The sequence below is a fragment of the Aquimarina sp. AD1 genome (genome assembly GCF_003443695.1).
Classification (GTDB): domain Bacteria; phylum Bacteroidota; class Bacteroidia; order Flavobacteriales; family Flavobacteriaceae; genus Aquimarina; species Aquimarina latercula.
Window position 1 is genome coordinate 3,200,193 of sequence record NZ_CP031966.1, and the last position, 22,571, is coordinate 3,222,763.

Annotated in this window: 18 protein-coding genes; 1 reads left to right on the forward strand and 17 read right to left on the reverse strand. The window is 31.8% G+C overall.

Features of this window, described 5'->3' with window-relative positions:
* Positions 1-22: 22 nt before the first annotated feature.
* Together D1815_RS13900 and D1815_RS13905 are read right to left on the reverse strand one after the other, a co-directional pair.
* Positions 23-322, reverse strand: a complete 300-nt coding sequence (locus D1815_RS13900) for an STAS domain-containing protein (protein WP_118387682.1) — start codon at positions 320-322, stop codon at positions 23-25.
* A gap of 24 nt (positions 323-346) precedes the next feature.
* Positions 347-643, reverse strand: coding sequence for an STAS domain-containing protein (locus tag D1815_RS13905; RefSeq protein WP_108805082.1), 297 nt, complete (start codon positions 641-643; stop codon positions 347-349).
* A 510-nt stretch (positions 644-1,153) separates the two neighbouring features.
* Between D1815_RS13905 and D1815_RS13910 the strand changes: the two genes are divergently transcribed.
* Complete coding sequence (locus D1815_RS13910) at positions 1,154-3,247, forward strand: lipopolysaccharide assembly protein LapB (protein ID WP_233557640.1); 2,094 nt, start codon at positions 1,154-1,156, stop codon at positions 3,245-3,247.
* Between the two features lie 69 nt (positions 3,248-3,316).
* Here D1815_RS13910 and D1815_RS13915 read toward each other — a convergent pair whose 3' ends face one another.
* The 15 genes from D1815_RS13915 to D1815_RS13985 form a co-directional block, all read right to left on the reverse strand.
* The gene (locus D1815_RS13915) at positions 3,317-7,276 is read right to left on the reverse strand and encodes a DUF4114 domain-containing protein (RefSeq protein WP_118387684.1); all 3,960 of its coding nucleotides are present in this window, start codon (positions 7,274-7,276) and stop codon (positions 3,317-3,319) included.
* Positions 7,277-7,608: 332 nt separating this feature from the next.
* On the reverse strand, positions 7,609-8,226 hold the full coding sequence (locus D1815_RS13920) for a matrixin family metalloprotease (protein ID WP_118387686.1): 618 nt from the start codon (positions 8,224-8,226) through the stop codon (positions 7,609-7,611).
* Between the two features lie 388 nt (positions 8,227-8,614).
* Positions 8,615-9,340 (reverse strand): LytTR family DNA-binding domain-containing protein, encoded by a 726-nt coding sequence (locus tag D1815_RS13925; RefSeq protein ID WP_118387688.1) that lies wholly within the window; start codon positions 9,338-9,340, stop codon positions 8,615-8,617.
* A 13-nt stretch (positions 9,341-9,353) separates the two neighbouring features.
* On the reverse strand, positions 9,354-9,674 hold the full coding sequence (locus tag D1815_RS13930; RefSeq protein WP_118387690.1) for an Hpt domain-containing protein: 321 nt from the start codon (positions 9,672-9,674) through the stop codon (positions 9,354-9,356).
* A gap of 4 nt (positions 9,675-9,678) precedes the next feature.
* A complete protein-coding gene (locus tag D1815_RS13935) occupies positions 9,679-10,842 on the reverse strand; it encodes an ATP-binding protein (protein ID WP_118387692.1) in 1,164 nt (387 codons plus the stop codon).
* Entirely contained in the window at positions 10,839-11,939 is a 1,101-nt protein-coding gene (locus D1815_RS13940) for an FIST signal transduction protein (RefSeq protein WP_118387694.1), read from the reverse strand. The genes D1815_RS13935 and D1815_RS13940 overlap by 4 nt, the downstream gene beginning before the upstream one ends.
* Before the next feature lie 7 nt (positions 11,940-11,946).
* Entirely contained in the window at positions 11,947-12,999 is a 1,053-nt protein-coding gene (locus tag D1815_RS13945; protein WP_118387696.1) for an ATP-binding protein, read from the reverse strand.
* Positions 13,000-13,002: 3 nt separating this feature from the next.
* Positions 13,003-14,136 carry an FIST signal transduction protein gene (locus D1815_RS13950; RefSeq protein WP_118387698.1) on the reverse strand — a complete coding sequence of 378 codons (1,134 nt, stop codon included), beginning with the start codon at positions 14,134-14,136 and terminating at the stop codon, positions 13,003-13,005.
* On the reverse strand, positions 14,133-15,356 hold the full coding sequence (locus D1815_RS13955; protein WP_118387700.1) for an ATP-binding protein: 1,224 nt from the start codon (positions 15,354-15,356) through the stop codon (positions 14,133-14,135). The genes D1815_RS13950 and D1815_RS13955 overlap by 4 nt, the downstream gene beginning before the upstream one ends.
* Positions 15,349-15,894: a heme NO-binding domain-containing protein gene (locus D1815_RS13960; protein ID WP_118387702.1), complete on the reverse strand. Its 546-nt coding sequence runs from the start codon at positions 15,892-15,894 to the stop codon at positions 15,349-15,351. Before D1815_RS13960 ends, D1815_RS13955 begins: the two co-directional genes overlap by 8 nt.
* Before the next feature lie 46 nt (positions 15,895-15,940).
* Positions 15,941-16,351, reverse strand: a complete 411-nt coding sequence (locus tag D1815_RS13965) for a response regulator (protein WP_118387704.1) — start codon at positions 16,349-16,351, stop codon at positions 15,941-15,943.
* Between the two features lie 145 nt (positions 16,352-16,496).
* Positions 16,497-16,679 (reverse strand): CPXCG motif-containing cysteine-rich protein, encoded by a 183-nt coding sequence (locus D1815_RS13970; protein WP_081415673.1) that lies wholly within the window; start codon positions 16,677-16,679, stop codon positions 16,497-16,499.
* Between the two features lie 72 nt (positions 16,680-16,751).
* Positions 16,752-18,122, reverse strand: a complete 1,371-nt coding sequence (locus D1815_RS13975; protein WP_240337522.1) for a TolC family protein — start codon at positions 18,120-18,122, stop codon at positions 16,752-16,754.
* Positions 18,094-21,318, reverse strand: coding sequence for an efflux RND transporter permease subunit (locus D1815_RS13980; RefSeq protein ID WP_035086235.1), 3,225 nt, complete (start codon positions 21,316-21,318; stop codon positions 18,094-18,096). The genes D1815_RS13975 and D1815_RS13980 overlap by 29 nt, the downstream gene beginning before the upstream one ends.
* Before the next feature lie 5 nt (positions 21,319-21,323).
* Complete coding sequence (locus D1815_RS13985; protein WP_051336278.1) at positions 21,324-22,487, reverse strand: efflux RND transporter periplasmic adaptor subunit; 1,164 nt, start codon at positions 22,485-22,487, stop codon at positions 21,324-21,326.
* Positions 22,488-22,571: the final 84 nt, after the last annotated feature.

Genomic DNA, 22,571 nt, shown 5'->3' on the forward strand with positions numbered 1-22,571 from the left:
TGTGAGTTTTGGAATGAATGTGCTAGTAATCATTTCTATATATATGTGTAAGTTTATTTCTTTTTAAAAATTTAAAAACTTTTTTGTTACTTATCCCTAGGATAAATAATACTTTACTTCTTCTTTGAGCTTTAGTATATATTTTTTTCAAAACAGGTAAAGCTTTTTTATCTATCTTTTTCACTTTATTAAGACACATTACTACCTCTTCATAATGATCTAATAAGTAATTAAAATGTTCTTTCACTTTATGTACATTTTGAGATGTAAAATCTCCTACTACCTCTATTCTTCCATTGACATTATTTATTTCTAATTCCATGATCTTTAATTTTGGGGTTATTTTTTAAACAAAATCTTTTCTAATCATATAATTAACTTTACCAAAGGCTTTAGTAATCATATGGTTTTCGGATCCGATCATATAGAAAATCTTATTTTTTTTGATTGCTCTTCTATATAAGTTAGTCAATACCTGAATTCCGTGGGCATCAATTCTCTTAACTTTTTCTAGAGATAAAATCATCTTTTCGGAAGAAATCATTAATTGTTCAAAATGATGTTTTAGTGACATTGCATTTGTTCCTTCAACATTTCCTTCTAATTCGAAGATTCCATAGTTATTAGTAATTTTTAAGGCCATATTATTTTATTTTGGGTTATAGTATAAAGGTGATTATTCCTTTTTATTTTAGTCTAGGTTTTTAGATGAGTTACAAGTTAGTATAGATGAATGGTGAAAATAACAAACTGAATATAAACAACTATTAATCAGCCTTATGTAAATTTAGATATATTAGTCGGTTAAACACTACTGTAAAACCATAACAAAACGAAGGTTCGAATTAAAATTCGTGTATTACAACGTGTCTTCTTGTATTTTGTCGATAATTTTAACTTTTAATTAACTTTTTTAGCAAGAAAAAACCTCAATTCCCTCACTTTTTTAACATTTAAAAAAGGTTATCCTCAATCTAAAAAGGGAAAATTCCGCAATAAAAGTAGAAAATTCCCTCAAAAAAAGTATTCATAAGTTTTTCAATATTAAGACAAAGACATACCTTATCTACCTAAAACTTTATGTAAAGATTTTACCAATAAAAAAAGCATTCTGAAAAGATATTCTTACCTTGTTAACAATGAAAACTTGTCTATGAACAAAGTATTATTTTTAATGTTCTTTCTTTGTATTAGCCATATCTCTATAGGACAGGATATGAAAGAAGGATTTAACCATCTCGAGAATGGTAACTACAAAGAAGCTAAAGTTTTTTTTAAAAATGTTCTTCAAGAGTATCCAGACAACCGAACAGCCAAATTATGTTATGGTCGAGCAATAGGTCTTCTTGGTGAATCCGAAAAAGCAGTAGCTATTTTTACGGAGTTGAAAGCAAAATATCCTGATGATTTTGAAATAAAGCTGAATTACGCCGAATCCCTGTTATGGAATAAAGATTTTATAAAGGCTGAAACTTATTATCAAGGGATTGTACAAGAAAAACCAGATAGTTTTGCTGCTGTACTTGGATATGCAAATACACTTTCTAATTTAAAAAAATATCCTCTTGCCTTAGAAACAGTAAATAAGGCTTTAGATCTACAACCTGATAATAGGAATGCCCTTATTTCTAGAAAATATGTGCGTTTGGGATATGCTTTTACTTTATCCCAAGACAAACAATATGAAAAAGCTTTAACTATCTTAGATCAAAACCTACAAGATTTCCCTGATGACAAAGACACTTTATTAAATAAAGCTAACATACATCTGGTAATTAATCAATATACTGATGCAGAAGAAATGTACTATAAAACAGCAAAAAGCCCAAAAGACAGTATCATCTCTTTACAAGGTTTATCATTAGTAGCGCATAAAATGCACAAAGAAAAAAAGGCGCTTGATTTAGCTACAGAATCTTTAACAAAAGCTAAAAAACTAGCCTCAGATAAAGAACTGCTATTAAGCTCTTATGAACGGTATATACAGGCTCTTTTTTGGAATAGAAAATTTAAGGATGCTAAAACCTCTATTGATGAACTTAAAAACAAATACCCTGGTAATTCTAAATTATCAAGCCTACAAGCAACTTACGGTATGTATACCAGTGATTTTAAGATGAGTCTCGATCAGTATAATACCATTCTAGATTCTGACAAAAGTTCGTTTGATGGTAATCTCGGTATTGCTAACGCATACAGAGCTTCTGGATTAGACATGAAAGCTTATGAATTCGCTTTTAAAACACTTTCTTTTTACCCAAAACAACCAGATGCAGAAAAATTAATTTCTGACTTAAAAATTTCTCATACTCCATTTATTGAAAACAAAACGGCATACACTTTTGACAATGGTAATAATGAGGCAATCAACACCAATTTTAACGCCGAAATTCCTTTATCTACTAAGTTAAAAGTAAAAAGTAGTTATTCATTTAGATCTACCGAAAATACAGAAACAAATGTAAAAGCTGAATCTCACGAAGCTGCTATAGGGCTAGATTATGAATTTACTGGTAAGATTGGCATTAAAACTAATCTAGGATTTAATAGTGCTAATGCTATAACTAATAGTTATACCGGAATCATTGGTGAAGTTATTTTGAGTACAAAACCCTTTAAACTTCAGAGTTTAGATATTGGTTATAAAAGAGAACTTCAAAATTTTAACGCAGATCTTATCGATAGAGAAATAATTATGAATAATTATTCTCTTAACTATAACCTAGGAACTAATATTAATTTAGGATGGTATACGCAAGCTATATATACCTCGCAATCTGATGACAATAGTAGAAACTTATTATTTACTTCCTTATACTACAATGTATTGAATCGACCTACGCTAAAAGTTGGTCTAAACTATCAATATATTTCTTTTAATGATCAAGTTCCTACTATTTATTTCAGTCCTTCGTCATTTAATTTAGTAGAATTTTTTGCTGAGATACAAAACGATCAGAATAATGATTGGTTTTATCGTTTTAGCAGCGCAGTAGGTCGCCAATATGTAGAAGATGATCCAGCGTCTACTACTTTTAGAGCAGAAGGTAAAATTGGACATAATTTTTCAAAGAGATTTATTGCTAACATTTATGGTAAATACAGTAATATAGCATCTGCTACTGCAGCCGGTTTCGAATTTACAGAAATTGGTTTTAAACTAAAATGGTATTTCTTAGAGAAACCTCTTTTTAATAATAAGATCGAAAAACTAAATCTTCAGGCTTATAAATCACAAGTAAAATAGCGAGAATAAATTATTTTATTCTCGCTATTAGACCCCAAAACTCAACCTAAATCTTTCATTATTCTTTCATTATTCTTTCATGAAACTACCTTGATATTTTCTCTTATTCGTATCTGAAACTACATATTTATATATTCCAGTATGTAAATCTTGAGCATCAAACTTAGCTTCATTGCTAGATATCATTTGTAATTCTTCATTTCTTACGATTCTTCCTAACATATCAACAACAGTAATCGTTATCGTTCCTTTTAAGGTCTCAGGCACTCTTATAAAAGTGGTTGCCTGAAATGGATTCGGATAATTTAGTACGTTCTCTACTTTTTCCTGAATCTCATACTCTTCTGTGCTTAATATGTTATTGTTAGTAAATACCAATTCAGAAATCTCAACATCAAAGGATGAAAAGTTTTGATAGTCTCCTTGGATAGAGAACACAACGCTTCTTACGTCTGTTACATTAACTGATACGCCAGCTGCATTTTTAAAATCTGCAAAAGCTATATTATATAGTGTGTTATCAGAATTCGCTTCTATTGTAAATCTTAATCTATCATTCCAATCAGTAAGGTCTTTTGTTACCAAAATAACTTCAATATTGCTGGTAGTATTCATCTCGAACTGTAATGCGTCATAGTTTTCTACATTTAGTGTTAGATCACCTGCTAAAACATTTCTGAAAATGTTCATCGTTTCATTTACCTCTCCTCTTACAGCAACACCTCTTTCTATTGTGTAGTTCTCATCAGAAGTCGCTTCGGTTTGTTCTAAGATTTCAAAACTTTCTAGAACTACTGCTTCTTCTCTATAATCAACTCCCCAAGGTCCATCTGCTAAGTATAAAGCATCTATTTGAGTAGACTCTTGTCCGTTGATAGAAAATCCAATGTCAAATAAGAATCCAGTATCTACTTTTATTTGCTCTCTATATGCTCCTGATAAAGAAACTGTTTGTCTTAATGCTACTTCAGAAGACAACTCAGTTCGTCTAATGTTTCCATCAAAATTCATTGAAGATGCTCCAGATTTGTTTACAATATCTAATACTAATTCTCCATTATCATATCTTCCTTTTTCTACGAAAATGGTTGGTATTCTATTAGATACTTCATGACTTCTCATTGGTTTATCGGCAATAAAAGTGTCTAAAATATGATTTGCAATATTAGCAACTTGCGCTACAGAACCACCCCAAACTTGGAAGTTTGTATAATCTCCTTCTGGATAGCTATCAATGTTCCACAGACTATAGATTTCATTTTCAGATTCTCCTTCTTTTATAGAAAAAGTCAAAGCATATTCTATTTCTCCTGTAGCTCTTTCTATACGAGTACTAATAATCGTATGATTTCTAATCACTACTGTTCTTAAATCTAATAATTTAGATCCGTTAAGACGATCACATATAGTCTTAGAATGGTCATAAATATTTCCTGTTGTTGTAGTTGCTAATCCTGCAGCTACTCTTTCTTCATTTTGATAATAGTCTACAGAGAATACTGAATTAGCATTCGTTATTCCAAGTAAATCTTCTGGACTAGATACATACGTAGATTCTGATCCTACCACTCCTGTAGTTGGGAAATAAAGGCTTAAATCTTCATTGTTTCTGGACTTATATGATACAACACCTGGTTGAAATCTTTTCTGTGATTTCTTAGTATTAAAAATCAAGTTTGACTTCGTTCTGTTAAAATTACGTTGCGCTATTAAACTTGCAAGATCTCCATTACTTTCTAATCCTCCATCATTAGCTGATGTAACATCAGTAGCACTATTTATATCGGCATAATTATCTGTTTTAATTGCTGTTATTGGACTTGCAGTGATATAGAATAAGGCATCATTAAAATCTTGATCACAAGAAGCATAATCTCTTCTAATATCTTCGAACCCTAGAATTATTCTATCAGAATCTGGATCATTAAGTAGTACGTTATGATATCTTAATGTTTCATCACTTTCTGGATTATAATCTGGATTAGAATATAATTGCCAGTTACCTGTATCCACACATCCATCTTTCCATGCATTTGCTAATAACACCCACCCGATTCCTGTATTAGGAGGAAAACTACCTATACTTACTTTATCACCTACCTCTAAATCTCCACCACTTCCTACTGCAGATACATTAGGAAAAATAATAGTGATGTCTTCTGGTTGAGGAATTGTTTCGTAAGGGTTATCGGCATCATATGTATAAAACCCTAAAGTATTTTTATAACCAGCACCTTCTCCCACAAATGTGATCCAGATTTCAGCATCTTCTTGCAAAACCACATCTGTGTCGTATCCAGATGAAATATAGTGCGGATTAAAATCTGGCACAGGATACCCTTCTGGTAATGCATTATTAATCATATCAACTGTTTGCTGACTTACCACATCCTGACCATCTAAATATAATGGCTTTCCATTAGAGTCGAAATCTCCTAAATAATTATATCTATCACATATTGCTGGTATTGGAAAACTTGCTGGAGTCTGACCTCCATTTTCTGAATCAAAACCAGTTTTTCTTTGATCGTAGTGATCATCTAAACCATCATTATCAGCATCAATTCCTGAAGGATAAGTTTCTATGTTCCCATCTCCATCACTATCATATGCTTCAGTGTTATCAGAAATACCATCGTTATCAGAATCTACATCTAAGTGATTATAATCATTATCTCCATCTGTATCAACATCTCCATTCGTTGATCCTCCGAAATCTGGATCAAAATTATCATCTAATCCATCTCTATCTTCATCTGTATTAGAAAGTCCTAAAAATGTAGTTGAATCTTGCCCTTCTATTAAATCAATAATCCCATCATTATCAGAATCAATGTCATAACAATCATACACTTGATCATTGTCTGTATCTAATGGAATAAAATCTGTACCTAATTGATCTGTATCAAATGCATCAGCAATTCCGTCATTATCTGTATCTTGATATCCAGTATCTTGATTGTTACAAACTCCATCATTATTAGTATCATTACTTACAGCTCCAGCTTCTACAATATCATAAATTCCATCATTATCTGAATCAATATCTAAAAAATCAGGATTTCCATCTCCGTCTCTATCAAAAGCATCTTGTACCACATTATCTCCGTTACCACTTATATCATTATCTAAATAATTAAACATCCCGTCATCATCTATATCCCCATAAGGATCTACACCATTACATTCTACTATGTTCGACAATCCATCTCCATCTACATCCGCATCCATAGAATCTAAGATCCCATCAGCATCTTTATCTAAAGGAGAAATACCACTAGCACATTTAAATCCATCATTAGAATTCGTAGTTTCTGTTAAGTTTAATAATGTAGCGGAAGGATTTGTACCTTCATAGTCATTAATTAAATATAACCCACCATTATTATCAGAAAAATATAATCTGTTATCTGTATCTGCATATGCCGCTCCAAATGTGCTAAATGGTAAATTTTCAACAGATTTACTAGAAAACACCGGAGTTCCAGAAGACAAATCCCATTTAAACAGTTTACCTCTACTTCCTCCATAAAAAGCACCATTAACATATACAATATCAGCACAAGTACTTGGCGCTGTAACATCTGCTTCTACAATTTCGAATTGCGGAGAATAACTCCCATCATAATCTTTTAAATTAATAATCTTGTGAAAAGTTCTTTTATTATTATTTTGAAACACCCACAAATTCCCGTCAGGATCTACATCTGCTGCATACCCTCCACCAAATACTGTGGTACCGTTTGGTGCTACCGCACCTAAATCTACAATCATGTCTTTTGCAATTCGTAATAAATGTTTATCACTCTTTTTAATTGCGTACAAAAAATTATCTACAGCATTATATCCTCCAGCATTATATGAGCTGTAAGAATGTAAAGCTTCAGAATATGATCCAGTTATTGGATCATATGCTTTCATAGATCCAGAAATTACTTGGTAAAAAGTACCATCATTACAATCAAATTCCTGCTGCGCAGAAATAGATAAGCTTATTATAGCGGCTAAAAAAGTAAAAATTCGTTTCATAATAATATAGATTTTCGGTATTTGGTTTACTCAAAATTAGTTAAGACTTGTAGATAATTAATGAATTACTCGTTATGTGAACTCTATAACCAGTTGGATGGTTTATTTTACTAGATAAAAGGAAGTTAGTAACGGTTTTACATAAGAGAGCGGAATAAATAATTATTTATTCCGCTCTCTGGGGCAAAAACAAAACCAAACTTAAATCTACAAACCATACTCTTTTAAATCGTTAACAAACTATCGTTTATTAGATGTAAATTCAATATCTCAACATGTTTTTACCAAAGGTTTACTAGTACGTATTATTTAAAACTATTAGTCAATTATTTTTAATCATTAGAATTAATTGACATAATACTACTCATCATCGTATTCACTTGATTTGTGTCAAAATCTTTTCTTAAATAGGGCCTTACTCTAGTCATAATATTCCCTTCTACATCACAATGAAAAAGTCCAAGAGCATGTCCTATTTCATGTGGGCTAGTAGATTTAAATAAAAATTCATCGGTTATTAAAGCTCTTTGTCTTAGACCAATTCCTGCGATAGCAATGGTATTAGTTCTAGGGATTACATATATATTTAAACGATCTTGTTTATAAGAATCCTGCGTTTCTCTACTAAATACCGCTGATTCATTACCTCTATTATCCTTAAGGTCATACAATTCGCTATTAATAACGACTCTTGATTCTCCCATTTCTATTCCGATATCATTTCTATTAAAAAAACAACCATTTAAAAATTCTAGATATTTAGCTTCATCCAGTTGATACATTGACTTATCGTGACTTTCAGAAGGAACTACATATATTATATCAACAAGCAACTTTGCTGTTGGATTATCCATAAATATTGGTTCTATGAATAATGGAGCGGAATCATCTTCTACTGAACATGAATAGGTAGTTAAGAGGATCAGTATAATAGGTAATAATTTTTTCATAATTTCTGAAGATTGGGGTTTATTAATAATCAGAAACTTAATTTTAGGCGCGCATACTTTTCCGTTTCATTACTTTAAAGTTACCTAGATATAGGTGTTTAAACGAGATTTTTCGGTGAGTGGTAGATATCTATCGATGAATTGGTATTTTATTGAAGATCAGGCGTTTCATCGATTTTCGATAGATGGGCTATATGAGGCTGTGACGGCACTAAATTAAGGGGTGTATCGACGAATGGTTTCTCATAAAAGATTTAAAAAAGAAAAATGCACTAATCATATTATAAAGATTAATGCATTTTTTATACGGTATGTGTATTAATTTACTCAATGGATACTACAATTAGGCCTATTGAATAAATACTTTTATTAATGTTGGACTATTTTATTATAATAAGTTTAGGCGTTTCATCAATTCCGGACGATTAGATCTACTAACAGGAATAACATCTTTAGCTATTAAAACACTGTTATCTTCAATATCGATAATCCTTTTGATATTTATTATATAAGACCTATGAACTTTTAAGAAAAGGTCATCCGGTAATTTCTCCTCTATCTTTTTTAACGTAGAATGTACTGTATAGTTCTGTCTTTCTGTTTTGATAAGAATATAATCTCCCTTTGCTTCAATGATTAAAATCGTTGGGATATCAATCTTTATCAACCTTCTATCTATATTTACATAAAGATCATTTTCTCCAGATGAAATACCCGAAGGTTCTTTATTATCTTTTACAGCAGCGGGACTAGATTTCACATCTGGAGTACTTTCTGCTTTTTGGATTGCCTTAACAAAACGCGGTAATGTTATTGGCTTGACCAAATAATCTACAATACATTCATATTCAAATGCTTCTAGAGCAAATTTCTCATCCGAAGTGGTCAATATTATTTTTGGAGGATTCTTTAAAGTCTGTATAAAATCAAAACCTGTAAAATCAGGCATATGAATATCTAAAAATATTAAATCAATCGAATTACTATTTAAGAATTTGATAGCCTGAATTGCGTTTGGAAATTCTTCAACCACATTCAATTGATCTACTTGAGAACAAAGTTGTTGAATAATTAATCTTGCAGTTTCTTCATCATCAATAATAATACAATTCATAAGCGTAATGTTTTTATATAACCTTCAAAAAATCTTCAATACTCTCTAAAATTAGCATAAATTTTGGATATAGCGAAGTGTCATCTTTTTTTAAATCTTCTTCAAAAGCAACAGTAACTTTATACTGAGCCTCGAATCCAAACATTCCAATTTTATGTTTTAACTTGTGAACATCTTTTGCAGCTTCAATATAGGCTTTTGCATTATAATTTTTTAAAAATTCTTTTTTTTCTTCTGGAAATTCTTTCTTTATTATTCCAATTACCTTTTGTTCAAATTCTTCAGAACCTGCCGCAAGGTCTTTAATGTAGTCTAAGTTTGGGGTTTCTATCATGTTTTTACTCTTTTTGTAAGGTGAAGAAAAGTGTAGTGCCTTTACCAACCTCTGATTCTAACCGTATATCACCTTTATAATAATCTACAATTTTCTTCACAATCGGTAATCCAATACCAATACACTCTTTTTTAGAATCTATACTTTCGAATAGTTGAAAAATTCGTTCTCGATATTTTTCAGGGATTCCCTTTCCATTATCCCTTACACTACACTTTAAATATGATTCTTCTTCCTTAATATTAATATAAATTTCTCCTTTTTCTTTATCCATACTGTTAACAGCATTGCTGATCAAATGATAAAAAATATTTTGAAATAATGTAGGATACATAAATAATTTAGACGTATTACTTTCTATATGAAATTGTACCTCGTCTGGTATTATTAATGATTCTATAATCTCTCCTAAGAAAGGTTCTAAATCAATTTCTTTATCATTCTCTTCGAACTTATCAATGGTCGAGTATGTATGTAAACCTTTAATAAGGTTATCCATTTTTTCTATATTATACTCGATGTTCTCTAAATTTTGAACCACATCCTCCTGTAGGTTTTGGCCATCTTCTTTAGTCCAAGCGATTAAGGTTACAATATTTCTTAGAGGTGATTTCAAATCATGTGAAATTGCCTGTGTAAATTCTCTAAGCTCCTTGTTTTGAGCCGTTAGCCTTTTCAATAAATTATCCTGTTTGTTAAAAGATTCGCAAGCTTTTAGAGAAATCGAAAATTTATCCATTATAGGAGACAACTGATTAATTTCTACTTGGTTGAAAGCCGTTCCTTTATGATTAATAAGCATTAAACCCTTATCATTCTTAAGATTAAAGAACAACCAAGATCCTTCGGTTCTACAGGATGATGTCATTTCTTCTTCATCTTCTATAAACATACCTGTTTTTATCGTTTCATCTTTAAAACAATCATTTAAAAAATCACTATGCTCCATCATTTTATCATCCACCAATCCAGCAGGATAAGAATAAGACCTTATATATTCATCTTCTTTTTTAGAAATTACACAGCAGCCACTCAAGTTTTTGCGAGCAAGCAACAATTTTAAAAAATTATCACAATTTTTATCAAAATCTAAGGTCCTACCTATAGACATAGAAAACTCGTAAAGCTGTAAAATATCTGCGATATGTTTGTTAATATTTACACTCATTTTCTACCAAATAATCCTATTACAATAGTCTTGTTAAAAAGTTCTAAATACCCATTGAAAGAAGATATTTCTCCTAACGTTAATGCTCCTCCAATAAACATTTGATCATTTTCCTTTTTTAAAAGGCTCACTACGTTATCTAACTCTTTCTGAAAATGATCTTCTAAAAACAATGTTCTTGATATACAATCAATTATAACTGCCGATGTTGGATTAGGGAAACTTTCTACGGCTAATTGAGCTGCCTTATTAGCAGATTCAAGTAAATTTTCTTCTTTACCTTTTAATACATCCAACATCGTATTGTTAAATACTTCTCCTACACAGATCAATTCTCCCTTATCATTAGTAGCAATTGGATCTCTAACTACACATTCTGAATTATCCTTTACAATTCCGAATGGATACGATTTTGCTATATCGAAAAAATTATCTTCATTCAATTCTTTTCCACAATCAGATTTAACGATCTCTTTATAAACCTCGAGAGCGTTTCTCCAATTAAGTTCTTGTATTATATTTTTATCGGTTTTAGTAGCTATAATTGGCCCTTCTATTTTTTCCCATCCGTGTTGTACACCAATACTTCCTGATGTTTCATAAATAATCGTAATAGCTGCATTCATAAAAAAACCTTCATTACTAAATACACAAGGTTTTTGTTCTAGAGTGAGACTTCCTGCACCGCCTCCTAAATACAGACAGTTAGTACCGAACACCCTATATAACTCTGATAAATAATTAGAAATATTACCTGTTAAACCATCGATCATGGTAAAAGCACAATAGTCTTTTTCTCTATCTAAAGCAGTAGATGGAATTGTAAAATCTTTTTCTCTTAAATTTTGAGTAACAAAAAGGGTAGCAACGCGATCAACAAAATTGACAACAATACCTTCATCATAAAGGTCATTTTGACAAATAATTTTAGGAAATATTCCTCCCATAAACTGCACATCCAGTTTATTTAATTCTTCAATTAATTGAGGTATATCCAGTATTGTTTTTTCTGGTACCGTTAAAATTACTTTTCTTCCAGCTGCTTTTTCCTTTATTTTAGCTGCTACATTATGGGGGTCTGTAGAACTTATAAACATATTTTTTTCATTTTTTTATCGTAAAGAAAAAGGTAGTCCCTTTCCCGACGACTGATTCCAACCAAATTTTTCCTTCATAGTAGTCTATGATTTTTTTAACTATAGATAGTCCAATACCGGTTGATCCTTCTGTAGAATCAATACTTTGAAAGATTTTGAAAATCTTCTCGTGATATTTATCCGGTATTCCCTTCCCGTTATCTTTTATATAAAATCCCCAATACTCTTCTTCTTCTTTTGATCCAATATAGATATACCCTTCTTCTTTATCCATCCCTTTGATGGCATTACTAATCAAATTTTGAAACAATTGTTTAATCCTATGCGGATCTTTCCTTATTGTCGGAAGTTTATTATCTATACTAAATTCTATAAAATCCGGTGCATGTAATGATTCTATTGTTTGATATATCAATACATTTAAATCTACCTCATTTACAATTTTATCTTTTTTATCGATCAGAGAATATTCCAAAATTCCTCCGATCATACTATCCATTTTTTCAATATTTTGTTCAATATGACCAAAATGACTCAAAACAGTACCGCTCAACTCATCAGCATCCTCTTTTATCCAAGCGATTAATGCACTTACGTTTCGTAAGGGGGATTTTAAATCATGAGACACGACTTGCGCATAACTAGTTAATTCTTCATTACTTTTCTCCAAGTCCTTTAACATTTTTGCTCTCTGTTTTTCAAAATCAGAGATTTTAGCTGCTTGTTTCTCAATCAAGGTAGCCAATTCTATACCTGTAAGATCTTCTATATTTGTTGCTGTTTCTTTGTCTTTTTTTTCGTCGATTGATCGAAGTGTTTTTATAGCATCATTCAATCGTTCAATAACCAATCTTTGTCGCTTTGCTTCTTCAGTTAATTGCTTATTAGCATCAAATAATTCTTGCGAGCTTATTGACATTGCTCTTTGTAACATAGTAAACTGCTCTTCATAGGTATTATACGAACCATCAATCGCAGCTAAAAGCTCCTGAATTTCAGGATGATTTTTTAAATCATCAGATAGTTTCTTCCTTATCTGCCTCTTCAATAACGAATTCATTCTTTACTCACTCAATAAGGTTAAAGTCATAGTTTGATTATGAAGCTCACACCTAGTACTATTACTAAAAGGGGCTAACTCTCCATAAGAATAAAAACCAGTTATAACTGCGTTTTCACCTACTTCTTCTATAACTTCTTCAATTTCTTCTTCTACTCTCTGATCCATTACTAATTTTCTACCAATACAACTTACTAATAGTGCTAATTGAGGATCTTTATCCCTAGACTTCATAGCTATTTCTGCTGCTTTGGAAGCTCCCTCTGCTATCTTATCAATGTTAGCCATCATTAATTGTACAACGGATCCTTCTGGCACATCTCCCGCTAAAATCATAGCATTTTTTTCTTCATCAATAGAAAGGATGGTTCTTACTATCGCTTCTTTACGTCCTTCTGTTTTTACACTTAATGGATATAAAAGTGCTGATTGTGGTAATTCTGAGGCTTTATCCCCTAGATACTTTTTATATAAATCTAACGCTGGCTGATTATCTAACTCATATAATACATTATTATCTGATTTTGTAATTATCCGTTCAGGACCAAAAGGAGTCCATCCACCATACTGTGCACTAGTAATCTGCAAACTATCTCCGTAAAATCCAACTGCTACGATTTCTCCTTCTTTTGGATTTTCATTATATCCTACTAATGTTTTTTCGAACCTAGCATCATCTCCACATAAACCTCCCGTACACGGTATATCCTTATGTATTGCCTCTACACCATCTATTAAAGCCGAACCATTAACATAACTACCTTCACTTACAATAAAAATATGTTTTAAGTTTTCTGAAGGTAATTGATCAGCTAACCTTTTTCCGGTTTCAAAAGCATCCTTTTGAGTATCCAAAATGTTTTGATGACTTAATTTATAGGTGCTATTTTCAAACTCTACGGCTGTCAAAGAAATAGAGTTTTCAGTAACATTTGCTCCCAAAATTTCTCCCGCAGAAGAACCAATAATAATTTCACTATCGTCAAATAATTTCTTTACCTCTTCCAAAATAGGTTCTTTTTCTAGAATAAACCGATTCCCAAAGACTAATACCAATGGGTTTTTAAGCTTTTCATCACACGATGTGGTTGATTCCCAATTGCCATTTTTCTTTCTTTCGTATTGTTGAATTTTCATTTAGAAGGTTTTTTAAGAGTGAATAAAAAAGTGGTGCCTTTGTTTTCTTCTGAGGATACATCGACCTCTCCACCATACATATTAACTATCTTTTTTACAATCGACAGTCCAATTCCGGTGGATTTAGATTTATCCTGAGCTGTTTGAAAAATCTCAAAGATTTTACGGTGGTATGCTTCTGGAATTCCTGGGCCATTATCGGCAAGGGTAATTTCCCAAAAATCTCCAATATCATTACATTTAATGTCCAAAATTCCTTTTTCTTTATCATTATATTTTATCGCATTACTGATTATATTTTGAAATAATTGTTGAAATCTAAATCGATCACCTATCATTGTAGGAAGTGTATCATGGATATTGATTCTAAATGTTTCTGGAACATAAATCATTTCTAATATATCAGATACTACTTTATCCAGACTTACTGCTTTACCAACCTTTTCATTTCTATCTATACTCGAATAACTTAGAATCCCATCAATCATATGATCCATTTTTTCAATTTTATTAAGTAAAGCATTAAAAGAGGTTACTGCATTTTCATCTAACTTATCTTCATAATCTTCTTTTAACCAATTAATAAGCGCATTCATACTACGCAAAGGTGATTTCAAATCGTGTGATACCACGTGCGCAAAATCATTTAACTCTTTATTACTTTGCTCTAAATTTTTGAGTAATTCTTCTTTTAGTTTTTCTGCCTCTATCTGATCCGTAATATCTCGCACAATTCCTTGTGCGGCTATTGCATTATTATCTTTATCTCGAATTACACTTCCATTAATATGGACTGTTCTAACTCCATTACTTTTGGTTACTGCTCTAGCCACATAATCAGTAAAAGATCCTTTTGTAATTAATTTCTGAAAGGATTCCATAGCATAGTGAACATCATCTTTATAGATAAGAGAGGTTACATTAATTTTTTCTTTATTAACATCATAACCAAATAGCTCCTTTGCTGCGTCATTCATCTCTATTACATCACCGTTCACTTTCATCAGAACATAGGCATCTACGAGATTGTCAAACATTCCCTGTAGCTCAGAACTTTTTTTGGCTAGAACTCCTTTTAATTGTTCATTTACCTGTTTTAATTCTTGAGCAACCTCGTATAGTTCTCGTGATTTATCTTCTAGAATGCCCTCTGCTTGTTTACGAGCTGCTTTTTCCCTAGCAAGTGCTCTTTGCAATATATCAGCATTAAGTTTACCCATTTTTCATTTGAATCATAAATTTAACTTCGGTCCCATCATCTTTTAATTTCTCATATGATATAACAGCCCTTTTGTTAAAATGTTCAAATGTTTTGTGCATCAAACCTAGTCCAAAACTATACATTGACCTACTTGATTTATATATCATAGCTAATGAATTTGATGTTCTTTCTAATACCTGAAAGGTAGGAAGTTCTGCATTGGGATAAATTTTTCTTACTTCTACGTGGATATGATTTTCTATAGACTCTAACATATCCAGCGGATCCGTATAACGTTCTATCAACTGTGGATAGTTTGAAGCCAGTACACTAAAAAAGTGCTCCGCATATGTTAGCAGCAAATCATCCGTTTTAATGTTAGTATTTTTACTTAGGTTAGTAATAAGGCTTAACATTTCAGAAAACTCATACGTTCCTATTGATGTATAAACTCCATTAGATGGTAAATTGGACTCTTCGATAATTCGATCTACCATTTCTAGACCAAATTTATCCTCTACAAGTTGTAAAAACTCTGTAAAAACAATTCCTTTCATAATATAATATTAAATTGGTAAGTTAAGTTACGAGTTTTCTGGTAGTTCAGACAGAAATTAACTCATTTTTTCCCCAATATTCTATTAAAGATATTATTTTTTCTACGTAATCTTCATACTTCAATGGTTTTACTAAATATCCCGCAATTCCTTCTTCATAGCACCTTTTTAGATCTTGGTGATTATTAGAAGTACTTAAAATTATAACAGGAATATATTTTAATTTCTGATTAGACTTTAAACTTTTTAGAAACTCAATACCATTCATTTTTGGCATATTAAGATCTAGCAATACAAGATCGGGAGTTCTAGTATCATCATTCAAAATTTCCACGGCTTCCTCACCGTTTGTCGCTTCTTGAAGTTTACAATCATAATTGTTTTTTTGCAAAACTCTGGTAAACTTCATTCTTTCTATCTCGTCGTCTTCAATTAATAAAATTTTTAAATTTTTCATTTAGATATTGATTTAAAACATAAGGATTTACTGCTTATACCGTAAAAATCAATAATTTTAGGGAGGTAATCGTTTGATCCTCGTTGGAATCATTTAAACTATCGACGAGTGGTTGTTTACTGTAGATGAATGGAAAATAGAATTATTACTGCTCTATGTCAAGAGCTTCAAAAGAAATCAAATTCTGACCCTCAAATCTTGGGTGTAGTTCTATTGGGTTGCAGCACACCTCACAATCTTCCACATACGCCTGATAAGAAACAGAGGGGTCTAGCAACATTGATACCTGTTCCCAACAATATGGGCATTGAAAAAAGTGTTCGAACATAAGATTATTTATTTCAATTTTGAAACCTCATATTTTTTGTTCATTCAAAAACCAAACTAGATTAAAGTTATTCTAAAAATCAATATTTAACAGCTGTCCTGTAAGCTGTAATAACTGTAATTCTGCTAATTTAGCATCATACTTAGCCAATGTCTTATTGGTCTGAGCTTGTATTAGGTTAATTTGAGCTTGTCTAAATTCTATAGAAGTAATTTGTCCCAAATTGAACCTTTCTTTGGAACGTTCAAAATTGTTTTGATTGGTAACTACATTTTGCTGTTGTATTTCATATACTTTAAGACGATTATCATAATTCCCTAAGGCATTTGCAATATCTCTTTTGACTTGTTGCTCCACTTGAATTTTTGCCAATTCCTGTGAGTCTAATGCAATTTTAGCGTTTTTAACTCTGGTTATAGTACCACCACCGTCAAAAAGATTCCAGCTCAAACTAAGTCCTCCTGCTAAAGTATACGTATCGGCGACATTACCTGGAAAAAAAGCAGATGGAGGGTTCCTGTTTTCATTCCATCCATAAGAACCAGTGAGACCAATCGTTGGTAAATACCCAGATTTACTAACCTTTATATCATAATCACTAATTCTAATATTACTTTCATTCTGTAACAAGGTTACATTATTATCAACTGATTTTTCTAAATAACTATCAATTTCTAATCTTGAAATAAATTTTACTATAGTGTCTACCGTAAATTGTTTCTCCAATTCATTATCTACAATCACGTTCAGGTCTCGTTTGGTATTCGCTAGTTGTTGCTTTGTATTTAGTAAATTGATACTATCATTTGCCACATCAACTTCTGCATTTAGTACATTTAACTTATTATTTTGACCATACTCAAACTGATAAGTAGATCTAGTTACTCGTTCTTTAGAAATTCTGAGGGTTTCTTCTAGAACTTGTTCATTTTCTGTAAGTCGTGCTATTTCATAATATACAGAAAACAATTGCAACATAGTATTCTCTATAGTTTCTCTGGCCTGTAATTCTGTTAGATTATACTGCTCCTTTAACCTTTTATAATTATAATACCTGCCTAAACCATCAAACAATGTATAATTAAAATTAAGTGAAGCGTTGTATCGTTGAGTTTCGGCCCCATCGATTTCAATATCTTCTCTGGGTAATCCTGTATCTGGATTAATAGCTCCAGGAAATGATGTTTTAGAAGTTGTTTCTTGGTAATTTGCTCCTGCATTGGCTGCTAACGTGGGTAAATAACCAGAATTTAGTAGCCCTTTATTATTTTTTGCTACATCTATATTATTAGTTGCTATTAGAATACCATAATTATTCTCTAATGTTAATCTAATAGCTTCTTGTTTTGTTAATTTTTGGGCAAAAACACTACCACTAACCAAAAACAAAAACAAGATTAATTTTACTATATATTTATACTTGTAATTCATGTTGCTCCTCATGTTCCTCTTTTTGCTCTTTTATAGCACGTTCTACTTCTTCTTTTGTTATTTTATTCCCTGTAACTAACCACTTGGTTCCTACTTTTAACGTATTACTAAATGACAAAAACAATGGTAATACTAACAACGTAAGTACTGTGGCAAAACCGATTCCATAAGCGATTGAAATTGCCATAGGAATAAGAAATTTTGCCTGACGACTTTCTTCAAAAATTAATGGTGCTAATCCTGCAATTGTAGTTAATGAAGTTAAAAAAATCGCTCGAAAACGAGATTTTCCGGCTTCATAAATTGCACTATCAAAAGTCATTCCTGCTCTAAGATTACTATTAAATTTCCCTATAAGAACTAATCCATCATTAACCATAATACCTATCAAAGCTATAATCCCTAAGAGCGATAATATATTAATAGGAAATCCATGTATCCAATGACCGAAAGCTACAGCCGGAAGACTCAATGGAATAAGTAATAATAATAACAATGGTTGACTATAACTTCTAAACGTGAACGCAATAGTAATGTATATTAATGCTAATGCAGTAAGACCAACTGGTCCTAAAGAACCAAGAAATTTTCCAGCTTCTCTATTTTGTCCTTCATACGAAGGTGTTACTGTTGGGTATTTTGCTATAATCTCTGGCATAATCGAGTTACGAATCTCTTCTAAAATATCTGTAGAACTCGTAGTTTCTGGATTTTTTAAATCCGCAGAAATCTGAACCTCTCTCCTTCCATCTAGATGATTAACCGCTACGTCTCCTCGCTCTATAGAGTAATCAACTATTTCATTTAAGGGTATTCTCTCCCCTGCAGCCGTAGAAATTCTCATATTATCAAGATCTAAAATCGAAGATCTATTTTCTCTATCATAGCGCACCCAAACTCTTATTTCATCTTGACCTCTTTGAAAACGTTGTGCTTGTATTCCAAAAAAACCTCCTCTTACCTGCGCCATAACATCTCTAAGATTAAGGCCTAAAGCATATGCACTTTCTTTAAGCTCTAATTTAATCTCTTTGATTCCGGCAGGGTCGTTATCTGCAACATCTTTAAGTCTGGAATCATTTTCTAATATGGTTTTAAATTCTTCTTTTGCTGCTTTTAATTCTCCTATGTTGCTTCCTAATAACGAAACGGAAACTGGACTTCCTCCAAAATTTCCTCCTGAACCAAAAATCAAGCGTTCCGTACCGAAAACGGGACCTACTTTTTCTCGAATTTTGTTAGCCACTAAACCAGAATTAACCGCGTTAGGTCGTTCTTCTCCTGGTAACATATTGATACGGAGAGATGCATTGGAAGACGAATTTACACTTCTAATTATATTTTCGAATAACTGTTTCCCTCCATAATCTTCTCCTACCAAAAACTCTTCACTCAGTTCTTTATTTACGAGCCACGCTTTTTCTTCTATCATAGAAATAATAGAATCTGTTATCTTTTCATTAGTACCATTTGGCATACCTAAATCAACAGATATTACATCACTAGCAATACGAGGAAAAAACGCTGTTCTTACAATTCCTCCTCCAACGCTTCCAATTGTAAATATGAGTATTACCACAAAAATGGAAAACGTAAAAAACTTATTTTTTAATGTAAAACTTAGAGCTGGGCTATAAATGTTATCACGCAGCCATCTCATAATTTTATCTCCAAAAGTATTTATATATCTCAATTTTGAAAATAAATTAGCAATACCACTTTTAGGTCTTTTGTCTTCTGCTTTTAAAGCTTTCGAATGAGCCAAATGGGCCGGAAGAATAATTAAGGCCTCTATTAATGAAACACCTAGAGTTAGAATAACTATAACTGATACTTCTCCAAAGAAATCACCAATACGACCATCTAAAAATAAAAAGATCCCAAAAGCTATTATCGTAGTTAAAATTGCAGATACTATCGGAGGAATTACCTCCATTGTTCCATCAATCGCAGCCTGAACAGGGCTTTTTCCTTTTTCGTAATGTTGATAAATATTTTCGGCAATTACAATACCATCATCTACTAGAATACCAATAACAATGATCATCCCAAAAAGAGATAAAACATTAATGGTAACATCAAAATATCCTGCTAACACGAACATTCCTAAAAAAGCAATTGGTAGTCCAAATGCCACCCAAAATGCTAAACGAGTATTAAGAAATAATGATAAAAATATAAGTACCAGGATCATTCCTATAATCGCATTTTCTGTAAGCAATTTGGTACGCTGTACCAACGTAATAGAACGATCACTAATTACATTAAGCGTTACGTTGTTATATTTCTGATTAAATTCTTCTATATACGCTTTTGTCTTCTCTGCCGATGAGATCAAATCTTCTGTATTGGTACTTGTTATCTGTACATTAACAGAGAGATTTCCATTAAAATATGATGCATTTGGTGATTCTGAAAAACGATCCCTAATCTCTGCAACATCCTTAAGCCTTATTGTTCGTCCCGATGCATCTGCACGTATAATTAAGTTAGAGAGTTCATTGGCATAATAGGATCGATTATTTGCACGGATAAGATATTCTTCTGCATTCGTCTTAATAGTACCTCCGGTAGTTAATATATTAGCCTGACTTACTGCCTGTGCTACTTCATTAAAACTAAGTCTAAAAGCTAGTAGGTTATTTTCATTTACCGCAATTTCAATTTCTTCATCAGGATAACCGCTTATACTTATTTGCGAAATACCATCTATTGCTCTAAGATCATTTTCGATTTGTCTTGCAATCTGTTTTAAAGTAACCAAAGGTATATCTGTACCACTTATTGCAAAATCTATAGTAGGCCTAATTGCTTCTTGTTTAGAGGTTACAATAGGCTCCATTCCTGTTGGAAATGAAGGCACTCTATCTACCGCATTTTTAACTTCGAGCAACATAAAATCGATATCTTTTCCTTTTTCGATTTCAACATTAATGTTTCCGCTATTTTCTCTAGAAGTCGAAGTTACTCGTTCTACCCCTTCCAAACCCTTAAGATTATCTTCTACTTTAAGTATAATACCTTCTTCTATCTCTAGTGGAGAAGCACCAGGATAAACAACACTTATATTAATGTTTTTAGAATCTGTAAGTGGAAAAAATGATGACTTAAGCGATATTGCTCCAAAAATTCCGAATGCAATAAAAGCAATTACAATTACATCTACGGCAACGTGGTACCTAATAAAATAAGAGATTATTTTACGCATAACTACTATTTTGAATTGGTACTAATCACGTTATTATCCGCAGCTGAAGAATTTCTAGATTTGCCTTGATATATTTTCACTAGCATTCCTGCATACGCTCCAGGAACAGGTTTATTAAGGATTACATCTCCATTAGGAACTCCAGTTAAGATCACTTTTTTGTCAGAAAAATAAACTGGTCTTACATCGATAATATCTAAAATACTATCTCTAACCACAAAAATCTTATCTCCTTGTTGAAGTAAATTTCGATCAATTTCTATTGCATTCTCTGCTTTTCTGGCATTAAGATTTGCTTCTAAATACATTCCTTCTTTTAAAGACGGATCTTTAACCTCTATAAAAGTGGTTATCGTTTGAGTAGCCTGATCTACACTTCCGTTTATCCTACTGACTATACCTGTATAGAATTTAGATTTATTAAGATCGGAAAGTTCTACTGATTCTCCTATTTTTAATAAATCTGAATATTCTTTCCCTATGGCTACTTCAATTTCATAAGCGCTAGTATCTATGAACTCTCCCAGTTTTTGGCCTTGACGAATTAAAGTTCCTTCTGTAACCAAAGCTTCTGTAAGTACTCCAGAAAACGGAGCCGAAATTCTATATTTAGACAATCGCTGTTCCAGATTTTTTACATTATAATATGTGGTATAAATATTTCTACCAGTAATAAAATATTTTTCTTTTTCGGAAGTAGTTTCTGGTAGCTCTGGAGTTACTTTATTTATATCAAAGTTAGTAAGGTAATTTTGCCATTTATCAAATATATCAGGGTAATCCAGACGTAAATCAGGCATTATTGAAGTAATTAAGTTATATAAATTACTCTTAGCCGATTGTACAGATGCGTAATACTCTGAGGCATCTATACTTATTAATGTTTGTCCTTTTTGATATTGTTGACCTGTTTTAAAGAGTTTGGTGCCTCCTTTAAAAACTCCTTGCACTTCAGAAAACAATTCTAATCGTCTCTTAGCAATAAGATTACCATTGGCAGTAATCTTAATTGGAACAGTACCATTCTTAATAGTATCTACAAAAACAGTTTTAATAACCTTAGCAGATTTGGGCTTTACTCTCTTCTTACTATCAATAAGTTTTTTAGCACCAAATAAAGCTCCGGCAATTAGTAATAATCCAAGGATAGAAAGTATTACGTTTCTCATACACAATAATTTGTTTAGACTTCTAACATGAAAAGCTGCACAAAACTATCAACAACAAACGTGTGTTGCAGTTAAAGAACTCAT